Source organism: Bacillus sp. DHT2, from assembly GCF_026241455.1.
Classification (GTDB): domain Bacteria; phylum Bacillota; class Bacilli; order Bacillales; family Bacillaceae_G; genus Bacillus_A; species Bacillus_A pseudomycoides.
Genome location: NZ_JAPHWH010000003.1, coordinates 233,454 through 251,842 on the forward strand (window position 1 = coordinate 233,454; position 18,389 = coordinate 251,842).

At 32.4% G+C, this 18,389-nt stretch carries 16 protein-coding genes and 1 pseudogene; 4 read left to right on the forward strand and 13 right to left on the reverse strand.

The annotated features are described in order from the left end of the window. Positions 1-72: 72 nt before the first annotated feature. From ORL93_RS10030 to ORL93_RS10075, 10 genes are all read right to left on the reverse strand, one after another. Positions 73-924, reverse strand: coding sequence for a phospholipase C (locus ORL93_RS10030; protein ID WP_006093744.1), 852 nt, complete (start codon positions 922-924; stop codon positions 73-75). 110 nt (positions 925-1,034) lie between these two features. Further along, positions 1,035-1,802 carry a hypothetical protein gene (locus tag ORL93_RS10035; protein ID WP_097795992.1) on the reverse strand — a complete coding sequence of 256 codons (768 nt, stop codon included), beginning with the start codon at positions 1,800-1,802 and terminating at the stop codon, positions 1,035-1,037. 668 nt (positions 1,803-2,470) lie between these two features. Continuing rightward, positions 2,471-5,347: a collagenase ColA gene (colA, locus tag ORL93_RS10040; RefSeq protein ID WP_040119225.1), complete on the reverse strand. Its 2,877-nt coding sequence runs from the start codon at positions 5,345-5,347 to the stop codon at positions 2,471-2,473. A 978-nt stretch (positions 5,348-6,325) separates the two neighbouring features. Continuing rightward, entirely contained in the window at positions 6,326-6,871 is a 546-nt protein-coding gene (locus tag ORL93_RS10045; RefSeq protein ID WP_003195646.1) for an SMI1/KNR4 family protein, read from the reverse strand. A gap of 95 nt (positions 6,872-6,966) precedes the next feature. After that, positions 6,967-7,404 carry a GNAT family N-acetyltransferase gene (locus ORL93_RS10050; protein WP_040119224.1) on the reverse strand — a complete coding sequence of 146 codons (438 nt, stop codon included), beginning with the start codon at positions 7,402-7,404 and terminating at the stop codon, positions 6,967-6,969. Positions 7,405-7,650: 246 nt separating this feature from the next. After that, entirely contained in the window at positions 7,651-8,580 is a 930-nt protein-coding gene (locus ORL93_RS10055) for a VanW family protein (protein WP_265958996.1), read from the reverse strand. A 316-nt stretch (positions 8,581-8,896) separates the two neighbouring features. Next, on the reverse strand, positions 8,897-9,217 hold the full coding sequence (locus tag ORL93_RS10060; RefSeq protein WP_018782971.1) for a hypothetical protein: 321 nt from the start codon (positions 9,215-9,217) through the stop codon (positions 8,897-8,899). A 91-nt stretch (positions 9,218-9,308) separates the two neighbouring features. After that, on the reverse strand, positions 9,309-9,965 hold the full coding sequence (locus ORL93_RS10065) for a YkyA family protein (protein WP_040119222.1): 657 nt from the start codon (positions 9,963-9,965) through the stop codon (positions 9,309-9,311). A 20-nt stretch (positions 9,966-9,985) separates the two neighbouring features. After that, positions 9,986-10,807: a peptidoglycan-N-acetylglucosamine deacetylase gene (locus ORL93_RS10070; RefSeq protein ID WP_265958997.1), complete on the reverse strand. Its 822-nt coding sequence runs from the start codon at positions 10,805-10,807 to the stop codon at positions 9,986-9,988. Between the two features lie 224 nt (positions 10,808-11,031). Further along, positions 11,032-12,255, reverse strand: a complete 1,224-nt coding sequence (locus tag ORL93_RS10075) for a PucR family transcriptional regulator (RefSeq protein WP_040119220.1) — start codon at positions 12,253-12,255, stop codon at positions 11,032-11,034. A gap of 613 nt (positions 12,256-12,868) precedes the next feature. Here ORL93_RS10075 and ORL93_RS10085 point away from each other — a divergent pair. The 3 genes and pseudogenes from ORL93_RS10085 (at position 12,869) to ORL93_RS10095 (ending at position 14,733) form a co-directional block, all read left to right on the forward strand. Further along, on the forward strand, positions 12,869-13,012 hold the full coding sequence (locus tag ORL93_RS10085; protein ID WP_018782969.1) for a hypothetical protein: 144 nt from the start codon (positions 12,869-12,871) through the stop codon (positions 13,010-13,012). A gap of 686 nt (positions 13,013-13,698) precedes the next feature. Next, positions 13,699-14,249, forward strand: a pseudogene (locus ORL93_RS10090) (transposase); the annotation flags it as partial. 280 nt (positions 14,250-14,529) lie between these two features. Beyond that, complete coding sequence (locus ORL93_RS10095; RefSeq protein ID WP_077295241.1) at positions 14,530-14,733, forward strand: hypothetical protein; 204 nt, start codon at positions 14,530-14,532, stop codon at positions 14,731-14,733. 165 nt (positions 14,734-14,898) lie between these two features. Here ORL93_RS10095 and ORL93_RS10100 read toward each other — a convergent pair whose 3' ends face one another. Next, entirely contained in the window at positions 14,899-15,279 is a 381-nt protein-coding gene (locus ORL93_RS10100) for a VOC family protein (RefSeq protein ID WP_029427695.1), read from the reverse strand. Between the two features lie 211 nt (positions 15,280-15,490). Here ORL93_RS10100 and ORL93_RS10105 point away from each other — a divergent pair, with 211 nt between their 5' ends. Then, on the forward strand, positions 15,491-16,021 hold the full coding sequence (locus ORL93_RS10105; protein ID WP_018782966.1) for a GNAT family N-acetyltransferase: 531 nt from the start codon (positions 15,491-15,493) through the stop codon (positions 16,019-16,021). A 131-nt stretch (positions 16,022-16,152) separates the two neighbouring features. On the opposite strand, the gene ORL93_RS10110 is transcribed toward ORL93_RS10105, so the two are convergent. Together ORL93_RS10110 and ORL93_RS10115 are read right to left on the reverse strand one after the other, a co-directional pair. Further along, positions 16,153-16,905: a class I SAM-dependent methyltransferase gene (locus ORL93_RS10110; protein WP_265958998.1), complete on the reverse strand. Its 753-nt coding sequence runs from the start codon at positions 16,903-16,905 to the stop codon at positions 16,153-16,155. Between the two features lie 298 nt (positions 16,906-17,203). After that, positions 17,204-18,316, reverse strand: a complete 1,113-nt coding sequence (locus ORL93_RS10115; protein WP_323055313.1) for an LPXTG cell wall anchor domain-containing protein — start codon at positions 18,314-18,316, stop codon at positions 17,204-17,206. Positions 18,317-18,389 lie beyond the last annotated feature (73 nt).

Below are 18,389 nucleotides of genomic sequence, written 5' to 3' on the forward strand. Positions count from 1 at the left end.
ATTAATAAAATACACGTTATTTTTTCACAGTAATCACTTTTTCAGTGCCTTCCTATGCATAAGTGTATTTTGTTATTTGTTATTCACGTACGTATCAAACCATAAATGAATATATCCAGCTGTAATACGCTGTGCTTCCATTAAACGTTTTCCTGTTACCGGTGTTACTTCAGCACGCCATTTGTCAGCAGAGTCTTGTGATACCGCTGCTTTTAGGAACCAACTTTTCGTATTATCATTAACAATTGATGGGAAATCAGCTTTTGCAGCTGATGCTGATGCATGAACCCACTCTTCTGGATTTGTACTTTTCCAATTCCAATAGCCATCTCCATCTGTTACTCTATAATTGTCTTTCACTGTATCAACGAAGTTTTCATATTTTGAGTGGAAGCCAAATGGATGCGAAATGTTAGTAAAGTTTGCTGCATGCATTGGTTGGTTGACATCCCCTAAATAATGAAGTGATAATCCTAAATAAAAGAATGCATTTTTCATATCTTTATTTTGATAAGCTTCACCAGCTAATTTAAAATACTTTGCTCCCGTTTGCTTTGCTTGTTTAGCAAATGGAATATACGTTTTTTCTGAATCAGGATCATAGAAGTGTGAAGCGAATGTGGAATTATCATAGTATGGGTTTTTATAATCTGCAGAATAAATACCTTCCTCCAAATTAGTACGCCATTCATTTAATAGAGCTGTCTCATTTTGCTTCACCACAGTCGTATTTTGGGACATAATATCAATGGCTCTGTTTACAATCCATAAATGAGAACTTACTCCTTCATTATGTACAGATTCCGCTGACCATTTTAGAGCAATAGGTGGATCTTGGCGGTCAATTTCATGTGCAAACGCCACACTTTGAATAGGAGCTGTTAAAGCAATTACAGAAGCTATAGCTAAAATTTTTCTTTTCATAAATATTCCTCCAATTGATGTATAATCTAAATTTCGTTCATATGCTTTTATTGCAACTTATTAGCAAATATATTGAACAATGCGTAAGTTAGATAGATTTAATAGATGCTTTATTGTAAAGGTACTAATTCATAGCCAGCGTAGTTTTCAGGGGCAGATCTTCCCCACTCTTTATTTTGATCTGCAAATGGTTGATCTGAAGTATTTAGCTGGAAAACTGTTGTAACTCCATAACTAGATTGCTTTTCATCTGCATTGTACCAATCAGTAGGTCTACCAAGTTTATCTCTAAGATAATCTGTTTTACCTGCTACTAAATTTATTTCTTTTGAATTTACTTTCTTAACTGTGAAATTGCTTCTCGATTGGTCACTAAAATAGATCCAGCTTCGATTTCCTGCATTTACATATTTTTTTATTCCTCCTGCATCAGCATTTGGTCCCCCAATCCACATTGACATTGTAATTGGCGTATTATTTCTTACATACCCATCACCCTCTACTCCAGCCGGCGCTTCAAAATTGATAGGTGTACCATAGTACTCATTACCTTTTGTATCCTTATGCAGTTCAGCAGCACCATAATAAGATGACTTTTTATATTGAATTACATAATGCCAACCCGCAAACTTCTCATAAGTTACTCCAAGTCTATTGTAACCTACAGGTGCTATTCGTTTTGAAAGAGGAACCTTTGGATCACGTAAATATTTATCTATTATTATGTAATCTTTATTGGTGGTAATTGGATCACCATAAATATCAAGTATACGATCGTCCTCAGCTGCATAAGCAGAATTTGTAGGAAAAACAGTTACTATCAAACTAAATATTAGTGCTAAGAATGTAAGTATAGGTAGTTTTCTTTTCATAAACATGTCTTAACTCCTCCTTATTTTTACTAATGGTTTTACCACTTGCGCGCATCGTCTACTAGTAGATCAACCTCATCCTAGCTAACAAATCTTTCATTTCTCTTTCATAAATGTTACAAAAGTCTTTCAAAGGTCTGACGTATTTGCTAATGAAACTAGCACACAAAGAAGGAAACCTGCATGTTTATTAGCTTTATCGTTAATTTGTTTAATTATATATATAAATTATATATAAATATGTAATATTGCATATCAAAATGTATTGATATTAATGTAAGCGCTTACTATAATAAAAACATAAAGATGTACCACATCTTAACACATAAAAAGAGGAGGAAATAACATGGCAATCGCAATGGCAGTTTTAAAATTTTTAGGTGGATTAATTCCAGCCGTACAAGAGCTTTTAAAAGCATTTATGTAAGTTCATTATTCCGCAATTATTTATAAAAATTATCATACAAATGATCTGTATATCAAAGATGAATTGATGTGCAGATCATTTGTGTGAGTAAATTTTTAAAAAAAGAATCCCAAAAGGAATTAAGGGATTCTTTTTTATTTCATTCAATTTTTTCTCGAATATTAAATTATTCTTTGTTAAACAGATGAACAAGGAATAGCAAAAGTCTCTTATTCATTACGCTTCGTCGTTATATAATTAAACGAATTTATTTTACTAATAATGAATATGTTCCCTTTCTATTTTCCTCTTCAAAAAATGCAACTAAGTAATACTTCCCAGGTTTCGCTGCAAATTTCCCTTTTATATTATTTCCATCCGCTCGGCCTGTGATTACAGGATTTCCTAAATCCGATTCGTGATACACATCCCAGTTTATTCTAATTCCCTGTTCATCTATAAAAGAAATATCTACTTCTTTTGGAGATGTGACATTGAATGTGTACATATACGCCATATTAGGTCTATCCATATTTCCTTTTGAAAGCTTATTAAAACTAAGTACCTTTGCCTCTTGATAGTTATGACCTGCTGGCTCATCTTTTTTTACGGTAACCGTTGTTTGTCCTCGGCCCACTTTTCCTTTATTATCTTTTACTGTTAGCTTTGCAGTATATGTCCCCTCTTTTCCATATACATGGGTAGGATTTGCTTCTGTACTTGTTGTACCATCGCCAAAATCCCAGAGATAAGAAACAATTTTTCCACCTGTGCTTTCTGTACCATCGCTATGAAACTCAACTTTTTCATTTAACATCTCATTGTATGGTCCATTCATGTTTACTTTAATCGTCTGTTTTTCTTCTTCTCCCGTTGCAACACCATGGAATACAACATCGTATTCAAATTGATTGTTCGCATTCACACGATAATTGACAAAATACGCTGTAACTGTTTTGTAGCCGCTCCATTCTTTTTGCGCTAATTGTTCTAAAGATTGATTGATTTTCTTGCTCATCGTTTTCCAATCCTCAGATTCTCCTTTTGTTACGCCACCTGTATATGTTCCTTCTAATGTAAACGTATTAAAGAATTGAGAATTATGCTTTGTCATTGTTGCATCTTTTATCTTTGCTACATCTACAATTTCTTTCTTCACATCAGCTAGTGGCTTTGGTGCATGTTCAGCTAAATAATCATCCGATACTTGTGGAGTATTATATGTATCTTGATTATCAATTAACTGCTTCATATAGTCTTGGTATTCTTTATTTAAATTTGGATCCTTACTTAAAGCTTCACGATATGCATCGTAACCCTTCACATCATTTGCACGAATTAAATCTTGAATCTTATCGAAAGTTTCAAATTGATGAGTATATAAGTAAGACTGCAGTGCAAAAGAATAGTTATAAAAGTCCCATGATCCATATTTCGAAAATAATGTTCGTTCTGCTGTATAACGTTCTGCGGGATTAGATGATAATCCTTTAATTACACTTTTGCGCGGAACAACGTTATTCGTACGAGTAGATCCCGCAAAGAATTCTGCATTTCCTTCATCAAACCAAGTCATACGTTCATTTTGATATAATTCTCCTTGTCCCCATGATCCTGGAACTTCGTATCTTGCCTGTAAATAGTGTGTAAATTCATGACGGAACAATTCTTCTAAAGTATAACTACTTTGCTGCGGTGTACGCTCAAATGTAAAGAACGTTCCTTTTCCTTCAATGTAAATGCCACCATTATTCGTATCATATCCATATAGTTGGCTATTTCGTTTATATTCATCTGGATTATTATAAATGACGATTGTCAGTACATCATCAGCTTTCCCTGATTCTAACGCTCCATCTTTTCCAATTACACGATGATACTGCGCTTTTACTTCTTTAGCAGCCCAATATAGTCTCTTAACCTTTTCTTCCGTTACCTTATCTCCTGTTTTAAATACAATAGAACCGTCATCGAATGTATACGTTTTTGGTAAGTACTGCTGTTGGCCTTCTTCACGGATTTTCTTTAAATCTACTGTATTTCCGTTGTAATCTTTTCCACCATAGTTTGTTGAAATTTGCTCTACAGCATTAAAATAAGCTTCACCTAAACGAGGGTACATTTGCATTGCTTGTGTAAGTACTTCTAAAGGTTTATTTGGATTACTATGGAAATTCCCTAAACGACCAGTATAATAAATACCATTATTAATTAACCAGCTATTTTCTGTTGTCACTTGATTCAGAAGAGCCATTCGACTGATTTCATTTATGAAACCATCAATTTTCCCATACCATATTGTTTCTTCCGCTTTTTTCTTTGTAGACTGTATATCATCATCAATCCCTTGGATAAGATTATACAAGGCGTCTCCTTTATTCTTGTCACTTACATATGTAGAAATATTATCGTTATATTGTTTTAGTATATTTTCTGCATATTGAACAGTTTCAGCATCACAAGAAGCATTTCTAATTAATTTACCGTATGCAGATACCACTTTATCCTGCTTATCTGTACCAAATTTAAAATTCGGATTTCTTGCAATTGCTTTTAATGCCGGTAAACATTTATCATGGAAGCTTCGCTCATTTAAATAGTTTAATTCTTTATTATTAAAGCCTAAATAAAAACCGCAATATAATACTTCAACAAACGTCTCAATTCTTTTTGTATCATCTTTTGTAAATGTGCTTCCGCGGCGACCTAATTCATCAATAATAACTTGTATTCGCCCTTTATTTTGATAAAACGCTTTTGTTTCTTCATTAAATTGAGCTAAATCTGCGATTTGATCCCAACTAACATTTGCCAATGTATCAATTAATTCGGCATCACTCATTCTATTCAGCTCTGCCACAGAATACTTTTGCTGAGATTGTTTTGCCGCTGCTCGTTTCACGACCGGAGTCGGACGTTGTGAAAAATCGTTCACTTTTAAACGTTCTTCATAAGACAATGTTTCGTCTGCTTTTGTAGAATGTGCAATTTCATCGGTTGAAGTTTCTATCCCAATTGGTTTCTTTTGTAACACATTATAAGGTGTATTTTCTTCCGCTGATACTTGTGTTTGAATACTTCCAAATGATAAGGCCACTGTACTAATACCGAGCATCATTTGGGTAAATTTTGATTTCTTGTTCATAACATTTCCTCCATTTATAAAATCCATAAAAACACATTATTAATATAACATAATATAAAATATGCTATTTCATATTATTTCTGTACACTAGAATACTATATCAAAAAGAAAATGATACGTTTTGATATAATTTGAACAAAAAAAGGCACTCTAATGAGTGTCGAATGAGTACCTTTCTGTGGTTTATAATCTTATTGTTTTTAATCAAATTGAATATGCTAAATGATAAATATTTTGTAAATTACTTGAGCCTTTTGTGAATTATTTAATCCTATAGATTTAGTACGACCAGGTTCATTGTAGTAATATAGATCAACAATATCGTATCTGTATGGGAATCTACCAGGATAATAAAAGTTATCTCTATATGCTAGTGATAATGAAGCTGAGCTTGATTTTCTGTTTTTTACTTAGATGTAAGAGTTAATAAAATACCTACTGGATAATCATATGTTTTTCTTAAATTAGATTTATGCAATCTCTCCCTTTTTTTATCATCTCTACATGAATACAAAAGATGAAATTATACTATACATTGCTAATACTTTTTACTTCAGACTGAAATAAAATTACCTTCGATATATTCATCATAGTATATAAATATTTCAATTCCCTTTCATAAATGTTACAAAAGTCTTTCAAAGATCTGACTTCTTTTCTGATGAAACTAATAAACAAAAAAGGAAACCTGCATGTTCATTACCTTTAATGTTATTAATATAATTCAATCACACTCTGTATATAGATTCCCTTTATTAGGATATGCAAAATTGCATCAAAATATAGGATTAAATAAGAGACGCTCTTATAAATAACTAGCTGTAAAGAAAGAATTTTTTTTGTTTAGGGTCTACTTAAAACTCTTAAGTTGATGTAAATTCATCTATAATTCTATTGCTCTAACTGTTGCGATTCTGATGATTTAATTTAAAAAACAAAAAAGGATGTAAATAATAATTCACATCCTCTTTTGTAACTCTAATTTTCATTAGAACACTGCATTCTATTATCTTCTTTCAAACAGATTTCTATGAATTCAAATAAACCTTTTGCCTCAACAGAACGTTTTCCCCAATCATGCCAAAAATATAGCACTTGTCCTACTACTCCAGATTCTGATGGATCTGTATCAATACAAAGATAATCCCCACCACCATTTTCTGCAATTGGAATCCACTTGGAATTCCAAAGAACAGGTTTAAGTTCATTTTCAATATTCGACTCTAAATCATCTGGATCGAATTCATCCTGTAGAAATGTCCAATTGTCTATAATTTGAGAAGTTGGGGAAAGAACCAAATTTCTTACAAAAGATTCAACCCCAGGTTCCCAAATTTGTCCGTTATACACCCTGTAAAAACTTTTCATTTCTTTAGGAAGTGTAATACCCAGTGTAGTTTCAATTAACTGAAAATCTTCATCACTTGCACCCGGCTGGAGGTTTAATGTTTTTTGAAAGTTCACTTCAAGGCTTGAACCTCTATTAATTATACGTTTCCATAGTAATTCAGCTTGATTTATCATGTCTTTTCCCCTCCGCTTATATCTCAAAAAATCCAATTTAAAAAACACACAATTACTATTAATCTAAGGTTTTGAATTATCCCCATAACGAAAACTTAATTAATCGGTATATACTTCTTGAATCCCTTACTTATAGTGCCATTATAACCATTTTTAGAAAAGAATTTATGTGCTTCTATTCTATTTATACTACTTAATAGGATAATTCTTGTGGATCCCCTTGCAATTGATAGCCGTTCTACATGTTTTAGTAACTTTTCACCTATCCCATTGCCTCGAAAATCTTCATTTACAATCACATACTCTAGAACGGTATATGGTCTAAATTGATATCCAGGATCAAGACAAAAAGTCATAAATATACTTCCTTTAACTTTACAATCTTCCTCATACACAAATAAGAAATTATTAGAATCATTCCTTATCTGCTCAATTCTTTCTGGTAAAACCTTAATGTTTTTACTATGTAGTGCTAATTTTTTATATAGATTTCCAATTACATGACTGTCTTTTGGTTCAGCTTCACGAATCATATAATTCCCCCCTCTATTAACATAGATATATCAATGATTCGATCTATTCTAATAGTTCATCTTTTGACTCTATTGTATCCTAAAACAATGCTTTTTTAGTACAATTCAGATAATAAGATGGTAAAAAAAAGAGAATAGAAGGGATGGCATTTTTGCTTTGGGGTATTTGTTTTTCTTAACTTGATGGGCATGCGGTAGGACCCCTAATGGAAGGTAGGAATTAGAATAACTCTCCAAACAGATCTTTTAGATTAACCTATGTATTTCCGCGGTTAATCTATTACCTTCTACCTTCATAAAGATCTGTACCAGTACATTATTCGTATTTTCAAATACTAAATCGAAATAAGGATACGCTATAGTTGCATCTCTGCCTATAGGTACATAGCCAACTGGCTTTGAATGACTATATCTTTCTATCATTTTTAATCCTGCTTGATCCGCTGCATTATAAAGTGTAGAAGAAGTTTGACAAACCCCTCCTCCATAACCATCTACTAATTTTCCCGCAACGATTTCTTTTCCAAGCTGATATCCTTTATCAGGTATTGTATCTCCTATTAAAGCATTAAAGGAAAAACGATCACCTTTTCCTAATATTACACCATTAATAGTATTTGCCGATAAACGAATGTTTTCTATCTTACCATTAGCTGTGCCAACTATGTCCGTCACATATTTTCCAATTACTTCGCTATTTCGATTTGCATCTTTTGATTGAGCAATAGGCCGTTTCTTAACAATTGGCAATGAACGGGAACGTTCCCACATTCCCACATCCATTAAATCCTCTACTAACTCTTTTTCAAATAATTCATATGAAGGCTTTCCTTCTTTCCATATTCCATCACTAGTCATACGAGAAGGTATCATTTTTTGATCAATCTGTTTGCCTATTTCATTAGCGATTTTTTTAATATTTAATTTATATTGATTTTCATCTTGAAAATATCCTAATGAAGTTAAATTTATTTGTTTGACTATTTTTCCACTAGTAGGATCTACTAAATTTATCTGTGTATCCCCAATGTCTTTTATTCCTATAGATTTCTCGCCTATATCACTTACTAAAGATGCTTCTTTAACCTGAGATTTACATCCAACTAATATAATGGCGCAGAGAGCACTAAGCACATACAAATGTCTTTTACGTAACAATTGATTCCCCCATTTCATTATAACGTTTTCTCGTTTTTAATTATTTGATTAATTATTTTTTATATTGTGTCTGTTCATCGATTCTATAAAAAAAGACATCCTCAAGGGCGCTTTCTTTCAGCTATTTGCATGAGAACCCAAAATAATACAACTAAATACCACAATTAGAAATAAAATTACTAAACATATTGAGAAATATTTCATAAGAGACTCCTTTTTGATATGATGTGCAAAATATATTCTCATAAATTAAGTCAGGAAATAACCACAAAAAAGAATTATTACCCCTATATTCTTACGTTTAAAGTCCTATTACTTTTACTTATTAAAGCTACTAACTAATCAATTCCATTGCTACCTCTTTCGCTCTGAACACTTTTTTGTATTGTTTAAATTCTTGTTTATCAACTCGAAATTTTTCACCAGTATCCATGTTTTTTACTAGATATGTTTTAGCAGTATATTCCTTTATTAAAAAATAAAAGAAATATATCCAGAAAGATAATGTGAAAGTCGAGAGAGCTAAGAATAATCCCGTAATAAACATTACAATTTCCAAACCTGAATTTACTCGTTTTAAAACATCTTTTTGTCCTGTTGCTGCTTGCTGTAGTCGTTGCATGCGTTGTAAAGATGAAACAGTATCATAGCTCATGAAAAACCTCCTTTAAACGAAATGCTATTTAGAACTTTGATTTGTCTTTAGGGATGAGGAGGCAAGATACTTAAATTGATAATTATTTTTCTTACTTTTTCTCTTTTATTTTAATCTTCGCGTCTTCATAGAATTTTAGTTTTTCCTCATTATACTCTTTAGTATATTGATTGAATTTTTCTTTTTCTTTTAGCGTTTCCTCGTTTAATGTATTGATAGTTTTAACTTTCTCACCAATCTCTTTTAGTTTTGTTTCTTTACCTTTTAACTTTTCATAAAGTTCTTTTTCAGCTATTAATTCCTCTTTATAACTATTATTTATTTTTTGAAAAACTTCATAGCGATTTTTATAAACTTCTTCTACTTTTTCCGCTTGATTTTTTAACTTTTTGTCCTCAATTTTATCTATATAACTATGAACTGATGCGGTTTCTTTTTGGGCTTTTTCTAATACATCCTTTTCATCTTTTAACAATTTTTCACGTTCATTTACAGTTGCAATGGCTTGCTCTATTTTTTGTATTACTCCCTCATTTTGCTCTTTCCCTTCTTGTATAATTTGATTATACAATTCCTGTTCTTTTGTTTCTAACTGCTCAAATGTTTTTACATTATCAAATAATGCTTTTTCTTGATTTGCTGCATTTTCAAAAGCTACATATAATTGATCTTCGGGTTTTGCCCCCAAACAACCACCTAGAAATCCAATTGATAAGATTCCTATTAATACCATTTTCCTATAAATCAATGTTAATTCCTCCTATGATGTTATATACGTTTATCATGCCAAAAATTCACTGAAAAATGCTCGTCTTCATAATACGCTTCAAACTCATATCCTTTTTCTTTTAATCCTTTTATAATAGCTGGTACAGCAGCAACAGATTGTGGATGAATATCGTGCATTAGAATCACTTCTTTGGACTGGTTTGCATTTGTTAGGACATTTTGAACAATCTGAGATGAAGCGGCATCAACTGGCATCTTATTATACTTCCAATCTAAAGAGTCAATAGTCCAATCCCATACTTTTAAATTAGCTTCTACTGTTCTATTTCGAAGTGCTTCATTTAATCCTGGCATGGATCCATATGGAGGACGAGTTAGTTTTGGGGATTCTTTAATAAGATTTGCTATTAAACCTTGATCTTCTTTCATTTCATTTACATATTCGCCACTTGTATATAATTTTTTAAAATCATGTGTCATACTATGCATGCCCACATAATGCCCTTCTTCCTTTTCACGTTTCACCAACTCTGGAAACTGTTTTACATTTTCGCCAATTAAGAAAAATGTTGCTTTCACATCATTTTCTTTTAAGATGTTTAACAAATCAGCCGTATATTTACCTGGTCCATCATCGAAAGTAAGATAAACAACCTTTCTCTCCTTACCATTAAAATGGGTTGGTTTTGCTTTTTTTATTTTAATTTTTGGTTGTTCACTTGCTAGCTGTACAGTATTTTCTTGCTTAGCCACAGCTTTTGCAGGTGAATTAATCGATTGAAACATATAATAACCAACTGCTATTGCAACAATTGCTACTATTGTAATTATTATTTTTTTGGTATTACAAAAATTTCTCATGAATCAAATCCCTTTCTTGATAAATCTCTATATCAACATACATACATGCATAAGTGTGTATGATATCTCCAATCACTTTTAGCTAACAATACATATGATGTAACTTAAAAATTTTTGAGTTATTTTGTTGCGATATAATTATAAAGTGCTTTTTTCTTTTTTCTCATCGTGTAGAAAAAAGAAAAAAGCAGCATCCTTTTGTGGAATTTCACAAAAGGATGCTGCTACATGAATTTTTGTAACTTAAGATCCAAGTATAGAACCATTTTTTGATTCGGATCTTTTAAATCGATTTCACTGATTTCACAGATTCTTTTAAGTCTATAGCTTAGTGTATTGACGTGAATATTTAAAACTTTAGCTACTTCGCTGGTATTACTGTCATTGTTTAAAAATATTTCCAACGTTTCAACAAGATTACTATTATATTTACAATCATACTTATGGAGCTTCTGCAATGCTTGGTTTTCATACTCCTCCTGCTTTCTTTGCTCAAGTAGAAGGTCAATTAATTGATAAATCCCCATGTTTTGATAGCCATGAATATTAGCTGTGTCGGAAGGGAATTTTTCCTTTATAGATAATACGATTAATGTTTCTTTATAAGCTTTACTGATTTTTTGATAATCACTATATACACTGCTGAACGCTGGTTTGATAGATTTAATTTCATATCGCTTTTCCATCGTGTTAACAAATCTTTCGACGAAATTGTTAATTTCATGAGAAGGTTGACTGAGATTATCTAACGAAGTAAGAAGAATTAACTTGTTACGATCAATTGTATAAAGTAGAATTTTCAAATGTTCGCTTGTTTTTAACAAATAAGAAATTTGTTTTTCTTTTTCACTCGTAATTTCTTGTTCAAAATGAAATACGACAACGTTAAATAAGGAAGCCGGCGTAATATGAAGTACCTGAAAGTTTTCAATAATTTCCTCATTTGTTTGTATATGATTAGTTAGTAGCTTCCAAAAAAATTCTTGTGAACGTTCGTCCTTTTTATTTTTTCTGGTTTGGAGCTGAAGAAGCTTACTTTTTACAGCTTCAGCAGATTTTTTCAGCAAGGCATAATCTTGTTCAGTTAAAGAGCGCTTGATTTCTAAAGCCCAAATGAATCCCAGTACGTCCTCTTTATTCCAAATGGAAATCGCAACTCTGTCACCGAGGCCAATATTATCTATCTTTTTTACGTGAATAGGTTCACGACTTTTTAAAAGAGTAGGAATAATCCCCTCTTTCCATAAGTTATTAATTACTTTTTCAGGTACACGCCTACCCATAATAGTTGCAATTCTTGCAGAGTCTGTTCTTTCGTCATGGGTACTATATGCAAGGAGACGATGATTTACATCTTCTACTGTAATAGGGCATTGCAGAATCTCACTGATTATATCAGCAAACTCTTCCAAATTATCGAAGGTGACTTTAAGAGAATTATTTTTCATATATGTCAAGATCCATCCATTCTATTTAAAATATATTTTCGTATTTACTTTAAAAGAAATTATCTCTTGTGTAAATTACTAAAATAATAACATAATCCCGTTAGCTTTTTGCAAATGTAACGAGACCGGGTTTTATTAACATGATTTTTTCAACAATAGCAATATTTCTATTTGTTTTATTGTGTAAGATTGAACTTTATTCTTTTTAGATTTGAATTGAGGAATGTCATTCTGCTTCTTAAAAAACGTAAAAAAGCAACTGCGAGGTTTCTCAATATTGACACCTCCAGATGAAGATATACAATTCTTTTGTTTTGGGGCGTTATAAAATTCTTAAGTTGATGGGAATGTGGTGCTACCTCTGTAATACTATTTGCTTTATATATTCCCAATAAGGATTCAATGATACGAGTAGATTACGTTCTAGGCTACGTAATGGTAGTTTTGTTTTTCACTACGATGTTCGGTTTGAGGATTGTAAAGAGATTTGACCAGTAATCGTGAAAAAGGAACTACAATTTATTTGTAATGATTTATATAATGAGGTGTTGGTATTATGACTAAAATTCAAATAAGCGAATTTCCTAAATCTGTTTAGCACGTACTTAGAGTAATGCGTGGCGAAGAAAAATTAAAACAACGACAACGGATCCAGCCAGTAGATTTTCATTCTTATAAAGCTGAAGAGATATTCCCAAATAGTCCTGAAATGCAAAAATTCTTTAATAAACAAAAGAAAATGAAAGCCATCAAGTAAAATAAGCTTGGTGGCTTTCATATTTTGTCACGGACAAGAAAGAAGCTTCTTTTGTAATCATCAGAAGAACGTTAAAATTAAGATAAAAATGTAAAGGTTGGTAAAAAATGAGAATCGTAATAGGATATCTTCTATTAATCATTAATTTTATTCTGTTATTGCCATTATTAAATCGGATTATTTTTGAAAGAATCAGCCCTTGGGACACCATTTCTTTTTTCTGTCCACTTATAACGGTGTTAGTTATAACTTTTCTGTTAGGAAAGAATAGAGTCAGAAACATTCATTGGAGAATCAACCTTATAGGACATATTATCATCGGTTTAACCCCAATTTTCTATTTCTTGTATATTTTTATGTTGCTCAGCTGATCAAATCTTCCCAAACAATCCGGAAATGCAAAAATTCTTTAAGGGGTAGCACGCCATGCCCATCAAGCTTAGAAAAACAAATACCCCAAAACGAGAAAATTGACATCTTTAGGTACTTTATTTTTATCAGAAGGAACATGGAATTTTAGCAATATGCATAATAAACCGTTAATCTTTCTGGTTTTCTTATATCCTATCGTTTACCAAATAAGTCATATATTCGTTTCAAGAAACAACTCTTAATAGACTATTTAAAAGTGGAAAAAAACGCTATTCTTTCGGTATAAGTTCAAAACGAGAGGATGGCGTTTTTGTATGTCTATTTCTGTATCTGATGAATTACAACTATTTGCTCAAGAAATTCAAAACTTCTTATCTCCAAATTTCTTACGAAATCTTGCTAGAGATGTTGGTTTTGTACAACGAACCAGTAAGTACCAAGCACAAGATTTAGTAGCTTTATGTGTATGGATTAGTCAAAATGTTGCTAAAACCTCTTTAACTCAGTTATGTAGCTGTTTAGAAGCATCAACAGAAGTGCTCATCAGTCCTGAAGGACTGAATCAACGATTTAATGCCACAGCCGTGCAATTTCTACAACATGTGTTAGCGGAACTTCTCAACCAAAAGTTATCTTCAACTAAGGTGCAGGAGGATGCGGCCATACGGCGGGGGTGAAATTTCAGCTTGAGTATGATCTATTAAGTGGACAGTTCCTACATATTCATACGGGTCCAGGTAAACAACATGATAGAACCTATGGTTCTCTGTGTGTCCCAACTGTGACAGCGAATGATTTATGTATCCGAGATTTAGGTTATTTTCACTTGAAAGATCTTCAACATATACAAGATAAAAAGGCTTACTAGGGGTAGCACCCATCGCCATCAAGTTAAAATTTTATAATGACCTCAGAACAAAAATTTTTTGTCTTTTATAGCAATGAAGCTCATTTTTATCGTTTTTGGAGCGATCTATTCTGCTAGGTTGATGGACATGGGGTAGCGTCAAGATTTTGTGCTTTTACAACGTTAAGCATATTTTTCTAGCAATTATCCCAGTTACTGTAACCTGACTAATTCTAAATCCTTTTATTTATATGTATAATTGTATAAAATTACAACGTTTTGAATCGAGGTGACAATTATGAGAAGTTTAGGTTCATTAGTAACCTCTACTATATGTTCAGTAATCCTTATAACTTGGAATGCCTATACCTTCTATGACAAATTCACAACCGGAAATACATATTTTTGGATTAGTGGCATCATAGGTATAATGTTCCTTCTATTCTTTATCAGAGACATGCGAGATATCATCAAGAAGAACTATAGAACTTCAACAGATTAGGAGCGAATACATATGTGGAAAGAGCTTAGTAATTACAAATATCATTGTATGGGGATTCGTTTTATCTGAAAACATAGTAAAATGAAAGCATTTTGAAAATAAATCCGATTATGAAACATAGAAAAACCCCCTGCTTTTTGAACAAAAAGCAGGGGGTTTTTCTATTTATTTCTTCTCCATCACAGCAAAGTAATTCTCTTCATGATCCGCAAAATTAAACACTCTACCTGAAGGCATATTTACAATTTCTCCGACTGTGATATTTTTATTTAATAAGGTGCTACGTAATTCATCGAGATTTTCCGAAAAAAACATTAAAGAAGGTGTACCGAGATTTAATCCAGGTGACATTTTAGCAACGAATTCCTTATTATGCAAAATGATGCTTGTTTCTGCGCCCTTTGTTGGAGCAATTTCAATCCATCTCATTCCTTGACCGTTATTTTCTTCAGCAACTACACGAAACCCTACTTTTTCTGTCCAAAAATCCACTGCCTCATCTTGGTTATTTACATACAACATAATTTGACCAACTTTATGAATCATAGACTTCCCCACTTCCTTATATAAGTAAATACCAAACCCGATGCTTCTAATCCTTTCCATCGCCAAGGTTTCTGGAACCCCGTGACAACTTAATACATACGCCAATAAATGAAAACTTCCTTCTAAAAGAAACGGAGCATTTTCGTTTAAGTAGGAGATTATAAAAGAAAGATAGAATATTAACAAAATATTTTATAAGGGAGGTATATCATTGCCAATTTCAAAAGATACTGTTAGTTACATGATTCGTACTGGAAAAATAGAAGATTCCGAGGCCATTTTAGACATACAGAAATCCGTTGTTTCCGAAGGCAAGTTTCTCATTTCGTTATCCGAAGAATTTAATAAAACGTCATCCGAGCAAAAAGAATGGGTACAAGGCGTATTGGAGAATGAAAGAGAAACATTACTTGTTGCTGAAAAAGATGGTGAAGTTGTTGGTTGGATCGTATTTCTTACCGAAAATAAAAAACGATTGTCTCATACAGGCTCCTTTGGAATCATGATTAGTAAAAATTACAGAGGACTCGGAATTGGAACAATGCTACTACAAGCTTTATTAGACTGGACAGAGAAAAATCCTCTCATTGAAAAAGTAAGTTTAGGAGTTTTCTCAACAAATCATAGTGCAATATCGTTGTACAAAAAGATGGGCTTCATTGAAGAAGGTCGTAAAATTAAAGAGTTTAAAATGACTGATAATGAATATGTAGATGATATTCTTATGTATAAATTCGTTTAGTGAAATTGATTGAATGAAGATTTTCAACTACAAGACAATAACAGGTACCACGCAAAAAAAGCCGTTCTCCTATACACTACGGAAATCGGCTTTTATCATTTATATTGAACACTTTTATTCATGTAAAAAAATTAAGATTTATTAGCGATTATCATAAACCGTTTTGAATTTGTGCGAATCCCTTTTTCCGTTTTGTTTGTTATGATGAATTTTTCCAAAATGCCAAAGTCCTCTTTCTCTTCACCAAATCTTGGTATGATAGGTGTGTGTTTTAATAGGAATAGGAGGTCTTCAGGTGTTTGGTAATAATCAATCGCATCATATTCTAATATTTGCACATCAGTAAAGCCTGCAGACTTCAACTCTCGAACATACTTTTCTTTTAATGTGCCGTCTTTTTCCCCTAAGCATTGTCCTCTTCCAAACGCTGCTTTTAAGTTCCATTTATCATGTTCGCTGACTTGCTGCGTCAAAAAGATACCACCCTTTTTTATTACTTTTGCTACTTCTGCTGCAACAAAAGGCGCATGACAACAAGACACAATGTCAAAAAAAGAATGTGGAAACATCAAGCTTTCGGACTCCATTTTGAAAAATCTAACGTTTGATACACTTGCTTTTTCCAAATTAGACTGTGCTGTTTCTATCATTCCACTTGAATTATCAATCCCAATCATGAATAAGGCTGCCGGTGCAATTCTTAATACATTCTCTCCCCCGCCTGTACCAATATCTAGCAAAACATCTGAGGATTTGCATCTCTCTATGACTTCTTCATAAAACTCCCACGTAGCACCTTCTGTTACGTATTTCAGTTTACTAAAATCCCAACCGTTTGATCTTCCGACTTTATCATAAAAATTTTTGTAATCTAATTCATTCATTTTGTGTATCCACCTTCCAAAAGAGTGTAAAAACTAAGTTTTTGAGACTTGTTAACGAAATAGTCCAGTGCCTTAGTTTGATAAGAACAGTGACTACCGCAACGGATTCAAAGCTTATATTTCCGAAAAAGGACAGACTTCTCCCTTGATGGCTGGTACGCGTTTTTTCCAGCCCGAAAACTAGTTACTTCGAACAATACGGAAAGTCATCTACTTCACCTCATTTGAAAGATTATACTTCATTATACGCCGTAACAATTTTTGTATACATTGTAGAATTCAGACTATTAGTTGAATTCTATTGAAATGTATTTTTAATTCTATTTCGCACTATTAATATAATTCCACCTAAAATCGATAACATCCCTAAAGGCATTGTATTGGATTCTGTACCTCCGGCGTTAGGAAGTTCCCTGTTATCGTTTTTCATTTTAAGAGGAGTGTTAGTTTGTTTCGTCTGTGTTAATTCAGATACTTTCTTTTCTACATTTTGCTTTGTCTGTGTTAATTCAGCTATTTTCTCTTCTACATTTTGCTTCGTACGTGTTAATTCAGTTAATTTATTTTCTATAGTTTGCTTCGTCTGTTTCAATTCAGATACTTTCTCTTCTTCTACATTTTGCTTCGTACGTGTTAATTCAGTTAATTTATTTTCTATAGTTTGCTTGATCTGTTTTAACTCAGATACTTTTTCTTCTATAGTTTGCTTCGTACGTGTTAATTCAGTTAATTTATTTTCTATAGTTTGCTTGATCTGTTTTAACTCAGATACTTTCTCTTCTGCATTTTGTTTCGTCTGTGTTAATTCAGTTAATTTCTCTTCTGCATCTTGCTTGATCTGCTTTAATTCTGATAACTTCTCTTCTGCATTTTGTTTCGTCTGTTTTAATTCAGTTAATTTCTCTTCTGCATTTTGCTTGATCTGCTTTAATTCTGATACTTTCTCTTCTGCATTTTGCTTCGTCTGTTTTAATTCTGATACTTTCTCTTCTGCATTTTGCTTCGTCTGTTTTAATTCTGATACTTTCTCTTCTGCATTTTGCTTCGTCTGTTTTAATTCTGATACTTTCTCTTCTGCATTTTGCTTCGTTTGTTTTAATTCTGCTACTTTCTCTTCTGCGCTTTGCTTCGTCTGTTTTAATTCTGCTACTTTCTCTTCTGCGCTTTGCTTCGTCTGTTTTAATTCTGATACTTTCTCTTCCGCATTTTGCTTCGCCTGTTTTAATTCAGATGCTCTCTCTTCTGCATTTTGTTTCGCCTGCTTTAGTTCGGATAACTTCTCTTCTGCATGTTGTTTGATAGAATTGTGTATTTTGACGGTATCAGGAACTTCAGCATTAATGGTGTCAGCTCCTGTTATCATTGCTAAAGCTAGTGTGGATATTGCTACTGTTTTTTTCGTACTCATCATTTTGGACCTCTTTTCTTTCATGAGTAATGAACTATTATGTACAAATCTGAAGATGAAAATATCATAATACCAG